Source organism: Sphingobium lactosutens (genome assembly GCF_013393185.1).
GTDB lineage: Bacteria > Pseudomonadota > Alphaproteobacteria > Sphingomonadales > Sphingomonadaceae > Sphingobium > Sphingobium lactosutens_A.
Genome location: NZ_QJQX01000054.1, coordinates 141,886 through 154,810 on the forward strand (window position 1 = coordinate 141,886; position 12,925 = coordinate 154,810).

A 12,925-nucleotide genomic window follows, 5' to 3' on the forward strand; every position below is an offset into this window, starting at 1 on the left:
GGGGTCTGTTCATGCCTGCTTCTTCGTTCCGTTTCGCGCGATCCAATCTGCTGCGTGTCAGCCTGATAGCGATCGCGGGCGCCTTGTCTGTTCCCGCAATGGCGGGCGAGGCGGCGCCAGCCGCCGATGCGGATCAGTCGGGCGCGATCGTCGTGACGGCGGCGGGCTATGAGCAGAACATCGTCGAGGCGCCCGCCAGCATCACTGTGCTGGGCCGCGAGGAATTGCAGGAGAAGCGCTTCGGCAGCCTCGCCGAAGCGCTGCAGGACGTGCAGGGGGTCGACGTCGGCGGTGAGGCGGGCAAGACCGGCGGTCTCAACATCTCTATCCGCGGCATGCCCAGCGACTATACGCTGGTCCTGATCGACGGCCGCCGCCAGAATGCGCCGGGCGGCGTCACGCCCAACGGTTTCGGCGAAACCTCCACCAGCTTCCTGCCGCCTTTCTCCGCCATCGACCGGATCGAAGTGGTGCGCGGCCCGATGTCCACCCTCTACGGGTCGGACGCGATGGGCGGCGTCGTCAACATTATCACGCGCAAGGTCGGCAATCGCTGGGTCGGCACCGCAAGCGCGGAAAGCACGATCCAGGGGGACGACCGCTTCGGCAACATCCAGTCGATCAACGGCTTCGCCCAGGGACCGATCGTCAAGGATCTGGTTGGGCTGACCCTGCGTGGCAGCGTCTTTCATCGCGAGGGATCGAATATCGACATTCCCGGCGATCCGGCGCTGACGCTGGGCCGCAACCCAGTGCGGTCGGACATCTACACCTATGGCGGTCGCCTCAGCATCACGCCCCATGCCGATCATGACCTGTGGATCGAATATGACCGCAACGAGCAGAGCTATGACAATAGCGAGGGGCAACTGGGCACGTTGGGATCGGGCGGCTATGCGCCGGAGCAGCGATTCAACCGGTCCAACTATGTGGTCGCGCACAGCTGGCGCATGGGCTTTGGTCAGTTGGATACGACACTGACCCGCAACGAGACGGAGACGATCGGTCGCCTGATCCCCAACGGCACGCCGGGTGCGGTGCCGGGCAGCCCGCGCACGCTGGAAGCGCGCAACGACATCATCGATTCGCGATTCGCGGGCAAGGCCGGGCCGGTCGCCTTCACCGTCGGCGGCCAATATTGGAAAGCGCGCATGGTCGAGGGCGTCGCCCCCGAGCCGTTCACATTCACCCAATGGGCGGGCTTTGCCGAAGCGACGCTGACCGTGACCGACGGCTTCAACATCACCGGCGGCGCGCGCTATGACAATCATAGCACCTTCGGCGACAAATGGTCGCCCCGCGCCTATGCAGTGTGGAACATCAACGACGTGCTGACGCTGAAGGGCGGCGTCAGTCGCGGCTTCAAGACGCCGCGGGTCGAGCAGATCGCAGAAGGGATCATCGGTTTTGGCAGTCAGGGGCGGGTTCCCTTGCTCGGTTCGCCGGGGCTGACGCCAGAAACCAGCACCAGCTATGAAGCCGGGCTCTACTATGACGGGCAGGGCTTCTTCAGCGGCAACGTTACCCTGTTCAACAATGATTTTGACGACAAGATCGCGCGTGGATCGGGCATCCCCAACTGCCGGTTCCTCGCTGCGCCAAACCGGGCCGGTTGCATCGATGTCGGCAATTTCCCCAATGTTGACGTCTTCAGCCAGGACATCAACATCGACAAGGCGCGCACGCGCGGCGTCGAGGTCGCGACCCGTTTCGCCTTCACGCCCGCTGTCTCGCTGTCGGTCAACTATACCTATACGGAAACCGAGCAGCTGAGCGGCGCGGAGGAAGGTCTGCCGCTGGTTGGCATGCCCAAGCATATGCTGAACGGCAATCTGCGCTGGAAACTCGGCGACAAGGCGAGCGTCTGGGCGCGGGCCGAAGTGCGCTCCAGCCGCTATCGCGGCAATAATGCGCAGCAGACGGCGGTGGGCGATTTCCGCAGCTACGAACTGTTCCACCTCGGCGGGTCGTACCAGATCGCCCCGGCCTTCCGTCTGGCGGCGACGGTCTATAACCTGCTCGACACCGATTATGCGGTCTATGTGCCCTATCAGACGAGCCCGACCGTCACGGCCTATACCCCGGCCTATTCGATCAATCAGGAAGGTCGCCGTCTCTGGCTGTCGGCGACAGTCGACTTCTGATCGATCCGGCAAGCCCGGCGGGAATGAACCCTCGCCGGGCTGTCAGGCCATGGTGACGAAGATTTCGGCTTCCAGCAGCCATGCGCCGCCTACTTCGCGCCACTTGGCGGCATAGCTGCCCGCCGCGAGCGTCCGCCCCGTGCCAGCAGTGACGCCCTGCCAATGACCCTGTTCCATGGCGATCGGCTCGACCGGGGAGATGGTGATGCTCTCGGTCGTGCGGTTGTATATGAGCCGGTCGGCAGACGCGAACTCCCGCTTCCAGGCCATGAGCTGCGCCTTGCGCCCGGCGATCACGGCGCTGTCCGAGCCGGTGACGAGGATCGCGTCGCGCGCCAGCAGCGGTTCGATGGCCTTGAGGTCGGCTTCGGCCAGCGCGCGGTTGAAGCTGGCGCGGGCCATGCGAATGGCGAGTTCGGCGGCGGCGGTCATGCAATCTTCTTGAAAATGGATGCTTTACCCGCAGCGCGCCGACGTGATCGCCATCTGCGCGTCATAGCTGACGGTCAGGCGGTCTGGGCGGAAGTCCATGGTCATCGCCATGCCGGGACCGCCCCAGCGCAGCGTCTTCGCGCCCGATGCCTTGAGCAGTTCCGCACCGATTTCGGCGGTCGCCTTCTGGCCGGTGAAGCGGTCCAGCCCGTCATTCCTGCACGGCCCCTCTGCAGCAGGCGGCGGCGTGTCCGGCCCTTGCCCGTTCGCGCCAGCACAGGCGGCGAGGGGAAGGGCGAGCGCTGCCGCCATCATGCCAAAAGCTCCCGTCCGCATGTCCTTCTCCCTTATTCGGTCCGCGTCATCTTGAGCCGGCCATTTTTGACCGCGAAGGCCAGCCGCCCCTCAACCAGATCGACGGCGTCGCGGCCGAACTGTTCATAGCGCCAGCCTTCGAGGATCGACAGGCCTTCGCGCACGCCCGCCGCCAGCGCGTCGATATCGTCGCTGCGCGCGATCAGGCGGGCGGCGACGTCGATGTCGCGCGAACGGATCTTGAGCAGCAGCTTCAGCAGGTCGGCGACCAGGGCGCCATCCTTGCCCAGGCCCGGCCGCTTGGGGTCGCGCTCCGGCATTTCCTCCTTGCCGAGCGGCTTGTGCGCCGCGATCGCGTTCATCAGTCGCGCCCCGATATCGTTGGTCCGCCAGGTCGCGGACAGGCCGCGCACCTTGCCAAGGTCTTCCTGCGCGCGGGGCGGGTGGCTGGCGATATCGGCCAGCGTCTCGTCCTTGACGATGCGGCCGCGCGGCAGATTCTTGTCCTGCGCCTCCATCTCGCGCCAGGCGGCCAGCGCCTTGAGCCGACCCAGCACATCGGGCTTGCGGCTGGCGATGCGGACGCGCTTCCATGCGTCCTGCGGGTCATTCTCATAATTGCCGGGGTCGCTGATCCGCTCCATTTCCTGGTCGAGCCAGTCGCCGCGTCCGGTCTTGCGCAGTTCGTCCAGCATCTTGGGGAAAATCTGGATCAGATAGGTGACGTCGCCGATCGCATAGTCGATCTGGCGCTTGTCGAGCGGGCGGCGCGCCCAGTCGGTGAAGCGCGCGCCCTTGTCCAGCTGCACGCCCATCCAGGCATCGACCAGATTGCCGTAGCCGATCTGCTCGCCCAGACCCAGCGCCATCGCCGCGATCTGCGTGTCGAACATCGGGTGCGGCGTCTTGCCGGTCAGGTTGTGGACAATCTCGATATCCTGCCCGCCGGCATGGAAGACCTTGAGCACATCCTCGTTATTCACCAGCAGGTCGAGCAGCGGCTTCATGTCCAGCCCCGGCGCCTTGGGATCGATCGCGGCCGCTTCATGCGGGTCGGCGACCTGCACCAGGCAGAGTTCGGGCCAATAGCTGTTTTCCCGCATGAACTCGGTATCGACGGCGATATAGGGGGATTTCGCGATGCGGGCGCAGAAATCGGCGAGGGTCTTGCTGTCGGTAATCAGCGGATGAATTTGCATATGGTCTTCGATCTTATTATGGGCTGGCCCGCGTCCGGCGGACTGGTCAATGCTTGACAGGACCGGCCATAGCGGGGCTGCAACAGTTTGTCATTTCCGTAAAACGAATCTGAAAGATCGAAACGCCATGCACGCCTATCGCACTCATACCTGCGGCGCCCTGACCACGGCAGAAGTCGGCAATGAGGTCCGCGTATCGGGCTGGGTGCATCGCAAGCGCGACCATGGTGGCGTGCTGTTCGTCGATCTGCGCGACCATTATGGCATCACCCAGATCGTGGCCAAGGCCGACAGCGATCCGCTGCGCACGCTCGAAAGCCTGCGTCTCGAATCCGTGGTGACGATCGAGGGCAAGGTGGTCGCCCGCGCTGCCGAGGCGATCAACCCCAGGATGGCGACCGGCGAGATCGAAGTCGTGGCCGACAGCGTGACCATATTGTCCGCCGCCGCCGAACTGCCGCTGCCGGTCGCAGGCGAGCAGGACTATCCCGAGGATATCCGCCTGCGCTATCGCTTCCTCGACCTGCGTCGCGAAACGCTGCACGCGAATATCGTCAAGCGCACCAAGGTCATTTCCGACATGCGCCGCCGCATGGAAGGGATCGGCTTCACCGAATATTCGACCCCGATCCTGACCGCCTCTTCGCCCGAAGGCGCGCGCGACTTTCTGGTGCCGAGCCGCATCCACGCCGGGAAATTCTATGCCCTGCCGCAGGCGCCGCAGCAATATAAGCAGCTGCTGATGGTCGCGGGCTTCGACCGCTATTTCCAGATCGCGCCCTGCTTCCGCGACGAAGACCCGCGCGCCGACCGGCTGCCGGGCGAATTTTACCAGCTTGACCTGGAAATGAGCTTCGTCACGCAGGAAGATGTGTGGAACACGATGGAGCCGGTCATCGCCCAGGTGTTCGAACAGTTCGCCGAGGGCAAGCCTGTGACGCTTGCGGGCAGCTTCCCGCGCATCCCGCACGCCGAAGCGATGCTGAAATATGGCAGCGACAAACCGGACCTACGCAACCCGATCATCATTCAGGACGTGACCGACCACTTCGTCGGCTCGGGCTTCGGCATCTTCGCCTCGCTGGTCGAAAGCGGCGCGCGCATCCGCGCCATCCCGGCGCCGGGCGCTGGCGCGGGCAGCCGCAAATTCTTCGATGACATGAATGTCTGGGCGCGCGGCGAAGGCTATTCGGGCCTTGGCTATATCAACATCAAGGATGGCGTCCCTGGCGGCCCGATCGCCAAGAATCATGGCGAGGAAGCGACCGCCAAGCTGATCGAAGCGCTGGGCCTTGGCCCCAATGACGGCGTGTTCTTCGCCGCAGGCAAGGAATCGCAGGCCGCCAAGCTCGCCGGTCTCGCCCGCATCCGCGTGGGCGAACAGCTCGACCTCATCGACCAGAACCGGTTCGAACTCTGCTGGATCGTCGACTTCCCCTTCTACGAATATGATGAGGACACGAAGTCGATCGACTTCGCGCACAATCCCTTCTCGATGCCGCAGGGTGGGCTGGACGCGCTGAACAATCAGGATCCCCTGACGATCAACGCCTATCAGTATGACATGGTCTGCAACGGCTATGAAATCGCGTCGGGGTCGATCCGTAACCAGCATCCCGACCTGATGGTGAAGGCGTTCGAACTGGTGGGCCTGAGCCAAGCCGATGTCGAGGAGCGGTTCGGTGGCCTCTATCGCGCCTTCCAGTACGGCGCGCCGCCGCATGGCGGCATGGCGGCCGGCGTCGATCGCATCGTGATGCTGCTGTGTGGCGCGCAGAATCTGCGCGAAATCACGCTGTTCCCGATGAACCAGCGCGCCGAAGACCTGCTGATGGGCGCGCCCAGCGCCGCCGAATTCAAGCAGCTTCGCGAACTCAACATCCGCGTCGTGGAGCCGCAGGCGAAGGCATGAGTTTTTCCTTTCCGCCATGCCGGGACTGGTCCAGCATGGCGGAAAGGAGAAGCGCCCATGACGATCGATCTTGCCGACTACGAACAGGGCGCGAAATATAAGGGCGATTATGAGGCGGACCTCGCCGCCCTCCAGCGCCGCCTTGCCAAGATCCAGGTCGCGCATATCCTGCACAATCGGCGCAGCGTGATCCTGTTCGAGGGCTGGGACGCGGCGGGCAAGGGCGGCATCATCAAGCGCATGTCTGCCGAATGGGATCCGCGTTACTATCAGGTCCATCCCATCGCCGCCCCGACCGAAATCGAGCGCGATCATCATTTCCTCTGGCGCTTCTGGACGCGTCTGCCGGGCGGACGCAATATCGGGCTATTCGATCGCAGCTGGTATGGCCGCGTGCTGGTGGAGCGGGTCGAGGGCTATTGCAGCAAGGCCGACTGGAAGCGCGGCTATGACGAGATCAACGCCTTCGAGAAGCAACTGGCGCAGGCCGGCACCAATTTCGTCAAGCTGTTCGTCCACATCACCCAGGAAACGCAGGACGAGCAGCTGGCCCAGCGGCTCGACACGCCCTGGAAGCGGTGGAAGACCGGCGCGGACGATTATCGCAACCGCGCACGTCGTGCTGACTATCTCGACGCCATGCACGCCATGTTCAAGAAGACCGACAGCAAATATGCGCCCTGGCAGGTGATCGACAACAACAACCGCAAGGCGGGCCGAATCGCAGCGTTGACCTATGCTGCCGATCGGCTGGAAAAGCTTGTCCCGATGGATTTCCCGGACGCGGACCCGACTGTGGTGAAACTTGCGCGGAATGCCTTTGGCTATCGTCCGGAGAGGTTAGAAAAATCGTCTTGAAACAAGCGCTTGTCACATAAGTGTCATTTTCGTCTAACCCCCTATTTACCATTAACACGTTATTTCCGGCGGCATGATCGCCGCTGTACTTCCCTTTCCCGCAACAGATGCGCCACTGGTGCAAATGCCTGTCGACCTGCATCTGGCGGGGGGCGGGCCGGTGATCCGGCTTGGGCGTCCGCTCAGCGAGGCGGTCGACTGTTTCCAGCGGGATTCGGCGCTGCGGCTGTTGCCCGTGGTCGACGCCATGGAGCGACCTGCCGGCGCCATTTATGAACGCGACATGCGGCGCATCCTCTTCAACCCCTTTGGCCATGCGCTGTTGCGCAATCCTAGCTTCGGCGGACGGCTGGACGAGCATGTCCGCCCTTGCGCCTGCGTCGAGCGCACCGCCGACGTGGAGGCGCTGGTCGACCTCTATGCCGCACAGGGCGAAGGGTGCGAGGGCTTGATCGTGACCGATCAGGGGCGCTTTGCCGGCGTGCTGGGCGGGCCGCTGCTGCTGCGCCTGACCGCCCAGCGCGATGCGCGGGTGGCGCTGGCCCGTGCCGAGCGGGTCGAACGGATCACGCTGGAAAGCGCCAGCTTCCGCGGCGATGTGGAAACGCTGATTATCGATCTGGTGGCGATGGCGGATCAATTGTCGGCGCTCGCTGGCGAGGCGACCGAGCGTGCGGCCGTCGATGGTGTCGATGCGGCGGCGATGGCGGTGGCGGCGACGCAGACGGCCGACCGGCTCGCGGGAATCGGGGCAGGCGGCGTGGAACTGGGCCAGTTGTTCGCAGCCATGGAAGCCGAGGTGCGCGATGCTGGCGAGGCGATTCGCGAAGCGGCGGCCCGCAGCCGGTCGGGGGCGGCGCAGAGCGAGGCGCTGCGCAGCGAGGCGGACGGCGTCGGCGAGGTCGTGGCCCTGATCGACGAGATTGCGCGGGCGACCAGCATGCTGGCGCTCAATGCCAGTATCGAGGCGGCGCGCGCCGGGGCGGCGGGGCAGGGCTTTGCCGTGGTCGCGCGCGAGGTGCAGTCGCTGGCGACGCAGACGCGTAGCGCTGCGGCGGAGATTGCAGGCCGGATAGACCATATTCGCGCGGCGATCGGCGACGTGGCGGCCGGCCATGCGCATATGGACGCAACCATGATGCGCGCGGACAGCCTGTCAGCGGCGGTCTTTGACGCGGTCGCGCGGCAAAGCGCCTTCAGTCGCACCATCGCCGATAGCGTGGCCGAAGCGGGCACCTCCAGCGATCATATTCGGGCAGGCGCGCGGCAGATCAGCGACAATGCCTCGGCCCGTGCGCTGGGCGCGCGGGAAATGCGCGACGTGGCGGGGCGATTGGCGGAGGAGGCCCATCGGCTGGAAGCGCGCACGGGCGGCTTCATTGCGGCGATGCGCGCGGCCTGAGCATCAAATCAGCGCTGGCGTGCCGGGCGAAAGGCGCTAGGCTGGCTCTCCATAAAAAGGAGAGGACGCCATGCTCGTGATGTTCGTCGGTACCGATCGCACCCAGACGGCGGTCAACCCCGCCCAGGTCACTTTCGTCACCCAGGTCACGGACGGCACCCGCATCCGCTTCAGCGAGGGGCGCAGCGTCACCGTGACCGAACCGATCGGCGCGGTGCTCGACAGCCTCAACAACGCCTTGCGGCCGCACGAATAGGCTCTTCCGCCCCGCGCCCTACCAGAGGATCCCGTCGACCGGCTGTAGCGGTGGCGGGGCAGGCAGGCCGATCGCCTGGCTGAGGTCGCCCTCGATGGTCGTGGTGATGCTGCTGAGCGGCAGGTCGTGCACGTCGTTGCCGAACGGGTCGACCAGATCGTCGCCGATCTGCAACACCGCCAGGAACATGAAGCCCGCCACCGCTGATCCCACCGGCGTCGCCATGCCCAGCGTCTCGACCAGGCCGATCGGCAGAAGGATGCAGAAGAGGCGGGTGAAATATTTGGGAAAGGCGCGATATTGCGCGGGCAGTGGCGTGTTCTTGATCCGCTCCATCCCGCCTTGCGCGTTCGACATGTCGACCAGCAGGCCCTCGATCCGGCTTTGCTGGATGGTGTCGATCCAGCCGCGCCGGACCGCGCCCATGATGGCATGGTCGGTCCCGTCCAATATGCCATTGGCGGGGTTGCGCCGCTCCAGTTCGGGCAGGTCGTCCGTCTCCAGCACGCGACGCATGTCGGGCGCGGGGTCCTGCCGGCGGAGCTGGCATCGCAGGGCATGGACATAGGCGATGTGCCGGCGGACGAGCAGGTGGCCAAGGGCGCGGCCATCCGCCGTATCGGGCAGATAGGCGAGGACGGCGCGGGCGAAGCTGCGCGACACATTGACCATCGCGCCCCAGAGGATTCGGCCTTCCCACCAGCGCGAATAGGCGCTGTTGACGCGGAAGCCCAATATCAGCGCGAGCGCCGTGCCAAAGATGGTCAGCGGCAGGGCCGGCGCCTTGAAGGGCGAGATATAGTAGAAGATGGTGACGGCGAGATCCCAGAAGAAGAGCGCGATCAGCGCGCTCCACGCCTTCTGGAAACTCTGCCGGATGCGGGGGGAGCGACCGACGATCATGGGGGTTCTTGCAGGGTCTAGAGGGCGTCGCCGCCCTCTTCGTCCAGTTTCAGCCAGGCATGGCGCAGCGCCAGGCTGCCGACGATGCCGACGACCTTGAGCATCGTGGCGTGGATGGTCGGGGTGCTGTCGGCCAATGCGAAGGCGAGGCAGATCAGGCCGAGGAGCATGGCTGCATAGACGGGCAGCGCCTCGATGTCGTTCCAGGCGATGGGTGGATCGGCTTTTGCGCGACGGGTAGCGAGCACGGGCATGAACAGGATCTCCAGACCGGATTTGGCAAAGAATTCCCGTGAAAATGATGCGTCGCAAAAGCGCTAGTCAACGCGACGCGATCTATGCAAGCCAGGATTGCGTCAAGCGAAACCAAGCAAGAAAAGCTTACAAAAGCGTCGTTTTCAAGAGACGCGGCAACAAAAGCATACGCTCTTGCAACAGCCTTCCTATTGCGCTGCAGCATCGCTCGCCTAGCTTTGGGGGATGCCTGATCGCTTTGCCGAAATCGAATCCTTCGTGAAGATTGCCGAATCGGGCACGCTGTCCGAGGCCGCCCGACGACTGGGCCTGTCGCTTGCCGCAACCAGCCGCCGGCTGTCGCAACTGGAACAGCGGCTGGGCGTCCTGCTCATCCGCCGCAACAGCCGGCATCTCAGTCTGACCGAGGAAGGTTCGCTGCTCTATGAGCGGGCGGGACAGGCGCTGTCGGTGATCGCGGACGTCGAAACCGACGTGATGCGGCGCGCGACCGAAGCGGCGGGGCTGTTGCGCGTGGTGACGACGATCGGCGCCGGTCGCACCCGGCTGGCGCCGCTGTTCCGCGACTATGCGATGCTGCACCCGGACGTGACCATCCATCTGGAGACGGCCGCCCAGGCCACCAGCATCGTGGAAACCGGGCACGACATCGCCATCTGCTTCGACCCGCCGCCCGACTCCGCGCTGACGATGAAGCGGCTGGCCGACAATCCGCGCCTGCTCTGCGCGGCGCCTGCCTATCTCAACCGCCGCGGTCGTCCGGCACGGACAGCGGAACTGGGCGCGCATGACAATATCATCGTCGGCGACATGCAGCAGGATCTCTGGCGCGCTATTGTCGGCGACGGGCAGGGCCCACGGGTGACGCTGAGCACGAATGACGCCGAACTGGCGCGCGCCTGGGCGCTCGACGGCGCGGGCCTTGTGATCAAGTCGCTATGGGAGATTGCGGATGATCTCACCGCAGGGCGGCTGGAGCCGGTGCTGCCGGACCTGCGGCTGCCGCCGTCCGCGATTGCCGCCCTCTATATGCCCGGCCAGGGGGAGGGCGCCAAGGTACGCTCCTGCCTCGATTTTCTCGCGCGGCATCTGAAGAAGGGGTAGGGCGGGGCGACCGGAAGCCGTGAGCGGCGCCTGGTCCCGATCAGTTCTTGCGCTGCGGGACGGTGAAGGTGCCCGACACGCGCCCGCTCGGGCTGGTCGACGTACCGGCATTGCCGCCGGTCGCGCGGCCGTCCACGGTTGAACGTCCGCTGTTGAGGTCCATCACCAGCCGCCCGCCGGTCAGTCGGTTCGACCCCTGGGTCAGCGCGACATTGCCCAGCATCGTGATCAGCTTGGCATTGAGATCGTAGATGGCGACATTGCCGCGCGCGGTCTGGTCGGCCTTGCGCACGACGACGTCGCCCGACGCATCGATGCGGTTGATCTCGATGCCATTGTCGCCGGTGCCGCCGCCCGGCTGATTCTTGTAGGCGACGGTCATGCGCGCGGCATTCAGCGTCATGCCCGCCTGCGTCACCTCGACATTGCCGGACACGACCACGCGGTCGGCGCGGTCCTGCACTTCGATGCGATCGGCGGTGAAGTTGACCGGCGCGTTGCTGTCATGATTCTTGAACACTTGGCCGAAGAGGGGCGCGCCCGCGCCGGCGATCATCACGCCCGCGGTGCCCAGAAAGGCGGTCGACAGCAGGATCAGAGTGCGTTTCATCTATTCTGCCCTTTGAGGCCATTTTGTTCGATGCGCAAGTTCGCCCGCCCGTTCAGCGTCACGGTGCGCGCGCCCATGTCCGCTTCCAGATGATCGGCGCTGAAGGTGCCGATCGGGATACGTCCGTCGACCCGGCCGGCGCTTTTCATGCGCCGGGTGGTAAGGTCCACGCCCACGTCGCGGGTGGTCAGGCGATAGCCGCCCGCCGCCTCGAACTGAACCGGCCCATCGATCGCCACGCGCTCGCTTTCCATGTCGTAACGTCCCTTCTGCGCGGTCAGCACCGCAGGCCCGTCCGACAGGAGTATGCGCGCCGACATGGCATTCAGGTCGACGATCGGTTCGCGCGAACTTTTCTGCACGGCGGACCCGGCGCGCAGCGAAAAAGGCTGACCCTTGCTGTCCTCGCCACGATAGAGCGCCTCGGTCACGCGCATCCGCTCGCGCGCGACGTCGACCTTGTTCTTGTCCAGCACGAAGCTGACTTTGTCGCCGCCGGTGAAGGGGGCCGTCGCCAGCAGGGCCGCCAGAACGCCGACGGCGATCGGCAGCCAGCCCTTGAGCAACCTGACCAGCCGGTCATGGCTGCCGCCGGGGCGCGCCCACTGACGACGCACGTCGCGTTGCTGATCGGCTTGGACGGACATGGCGGCGCGAACGCTCCCTTACATATGCGCGAAGATGTCGATCTCCGGCCAGCCGGCCAGGTCGAGTTCGGCGCGGTGGGGCAGGAAATCGAAACAGGCCTGCGCCAGTTCCATCCGGCCTTCGCGAATCAGGCGCTTGTCCAGTTCGGCCTTCAGCGCATGAAGGTAGCGCACGTCCGACGCAGCATAGTCCTTTTGCGCGTCCGACAAGACCGGCCCGCCCCAGTCGCTCGACTGCTGTTGCTTACTGATGTCCTGTCCCAGCAACTCGCGCACCAGTTCCTTCAACCCGTGGCGATCGGTATAGGTGCGGATCAGGCGCGAAGCGATCTTGGTGCAATAGACGGGCGCCGCCACGACGCCCAGATAATGTTTTATCGCGGCAAGATCGAACCGGCCGAAATGATAGAGTTTCAGCCGCGCCGGATCAGCCAGCACCGCACGAAGATTGGGTGCGGCATAATCGCTGCCGGGATTGAAGCGCACCAGATGCTCGTCACCCTTGCCATCACTGATCTGGACGACGCAGAGGCGGTCACGCGGGGTGATGAGGCCCATGGTTTCGGTGTCGACAGCGATCGGGCCGGGGGCGAGTACGCCGGCGGGCAGATCTTCTTCATGAAAATGCACGGTCATATATTTCCCCTTATGGCGAAACCGGGCGCACCGCAATCAAGCCTTTGCGCTGTTGCTGCGTTGCGACAAACGGATGGGATTGCGCGATGAAATGCAGGGAATTTCCGGTATTTTAGCGCAAAAGAACGGAACATGATCGCAACGATGAAAATCATTCGCGCTGCCCTGAAAAGTTGATATAGTGATTCCCAAACCCGCCTTTGCGGTGGATTCTGCATGTCATTCGCCCGACATGTTTGTCCGATTGTCTTT

General features: G+C 64.6%; 14 protein-coding genes. 6 read left to right on the forward strand and 8 right to left on the reverse strand.

The window, feature by feature from the left end; genetic code table 11:
• Window positions 1–98: 98 nt before the first annotated feature.
• Window positions 99–2,144 (forward strand): TonB-dependent receptor domain-containing protein, encoded by a 2,046-nt coding sequence (locus DM806_RS14605; protein ID WP_372859574.1) that lies wholly within the window; start codon window positions 99–101, stop codon window positions 2,142–2,144.
• Window positions 2,145–2,186: 42 nt separating this feature from the next.
• Here the strand turns inward: DM806_RS14605 and DM806_RS14610 are convergent, their stop codons facing one another.
• The 3 genes from DM806_RS14610 to rnd are packed head-to-tail and all read right to left on the reverse strand — an operon-like array spanning window position 2,187 to window position 4,090.
• Complete coding sequence (locus tag DM806_RS14610) at window positions 2,187–2,576, reverse strand: nuclear transport factor 2 family protein (RefSeq protein ID WP_179043918.1); 390 nt, start codon at window positions 2,574–2,576, stop codon at window positions 2,187–2,189.
• A gap of 24 nt (window positions 2,577–2,600) precedes the next feature.
• On the reverse strand, window positions 2,601–2,912 hold the full coding sequence (locus tag DM806_RS14615; protein ID WP_256869326.1) for an I78 family peptidase inhibitor: 312 nt from the start codon (window positions 2,910–2,912) through the stop codon (window positions 2,601–2,603).
• 11 nt (window positions 2,913–2,923) lie between these two features.
• The gene (gene rnd, locus DM806_RS14620) at window positions 2,924–4,090 is read right to left on the reverse strand and encodes a ribonuclease D (protein ID WP_179043919.1); all 1,167 of its coding nucleotides are present in this window, start codon (window positions 4,088–4,090) and stop codon (window positions 2,924–2,926) included.
• A 127-nt stretch (window positions 4,091–4,217) separates the two neighbouring features.
• Here rnd and aspS point away from each other — a divergent pair, with 127 nt between their 5' ends.
• From aspS to DM806_RS14640, 4 genes are all read left to right on the forward strand, one after another.
• Window positions 4,218–6,002 carry an aspartate--tRNA ligase gene (gene aspS / locus DM806_RS14625; protein WP_179043920.1) on the forward strand — a complete coding sequence of 595 codons (1,785 nt, stop codon included), beginning with the start codon at window positions 4,218–4,220 and terminating at the stop codon, window positions 6,000–6,002.
• Between the two features lie 57 nt (window positions 6,003–6,059).
• The gene (locus DM806_RS14630) at window positions 6,060–6,860 is read left to right on the forward strand and encodes a polyphosphate kinase 2 family protein (RefSeq protein WP_179043921.1); all 801 of its coding nucleotides are present in this window, start codon (window positions 6,060–6,062) and stop codon (window positions 6,858–6,860) included.
• Window positions 6,861–6,984: 124 nt separating this feature from the next.
• Window positions 6,985–8,262: a methyl-accepting chemotaxis protein gene (locus DM806_RS14635; RefSeq protein WP_256869340.1), complete on the forward strand. Its 1,278-nt coding sequence runs from the start codon at window positions 6,985–6,987 to the stop codon at window positions 8,260–8,262.
• Window positions 8,263–8,332: 70 nt separating this feature from the next.
• Complete coding sequence (locus DM806_RS14640) at window positions 8,333–8,518, forward strand: hypothetical protein (protein WP_179043923.1); 186 nt, start codon at window positions 8,333–8,335, stop codon at window positions 8,516–8,518.
• An 18-nt stretch (window positions 8,519–8,536) separates the two neighbouring features.
• Here DM806_RS14640 and DM806_RS14645 read toward each other — a convergent pair whose 3' ends face one another.
• Window positions 8,537–9,421: a bestrophin family protein gene (locus DM806_RS14645; protein ID WP_179043924.1), complete on the reverse strand. Its 885-nt coding sequence runs from the start codon at window positions 9,419–9,421 to the stop codon at window positions 8,537–8,539.
• A gap of 17 nt (window positions 9,422–9,438) precedes the next feature.
• The gene (locus tag DM806_RS14650) at window positions 9,439–9,675 is read right to left on the reverse strand and encodes a hypothetical protein (protein WP_179043925.1); all 237 of its coding nucleotides are present in this window, start codon (window positions 9,673–9,675) and stop codon (window positions 9,439–9,441) included.
• Between the two features lie 226 nt (window positions 9,676–9,901).
• Between DM806_RS14650 and DM806_RS14655 the strand changes: the two genes are divergently transcribed.
• Window positions 9,902–10,780 carry a LysR family transcriptional regulator gene (locus tag DM806_RS14655; protein ID WP_179043926.1) on the forward strand — a complete coding sequence of 293 codons (879 nt, stop codon included), beginning with the start codon at window positions 9,902–9,904 and terminating at the stop codon, window positions 10,778–10,780.
• A 40-nt stretch (window positions 10,781–10,820) separates the two neighbouring features.
• Here the strand turns inward: DM806_RS14655 and DM806_RS14660 are convergent, their stop codons facing one another.
• The 3 genes from DM806_RS14660 to DM806_RS14670 are packed head-to-tail and all read right to left on the reverse strand — an operon-like array spanning window position 10,821 to window position 12,673.
• A complete protein-coding gene (locus DM806_RS14660) occupies window positions 10,821–11,390 on the reverse strand; it encodes an LptA/OstA family protein (protein WP_179043927.1) in 570 nt (189 codons plus the stop codon).
• Window positions 11,387–12,037 carry an LPS export ABC transporter periplasmic protein LptC gene (locus DM806_RS14665; RefSeq protein WP_179043928.1) on the reverse strand — a complete coding sequence of 217 codons (651 nt, stop codon included), beginning with the start codon at window positions 12,035–12,037 and terminating at the stop codon, window positions 11,387–11,389. Before DM806_RS14665 ends, DM806_RS14660 begins: the two co-directional genes overlap by 4 nt.
• A gap of 18 nt (window positions 12,038–12,055) precedes the next feature.
• The gene (locus DM806_RS14670; RefSeq protein WP_179043929.1) at window positions 12,056–12,673 is read right to left on the reverse strand and encodes a ribonuclease D; all 618 of its coding nucleotides are present in this window, start codon (window positions 12,671–12,673) and stop codon (window positions 12,056–12,058) included.
• Window positions 12,674–12,925: the final 252 nt, after the last annotated feature.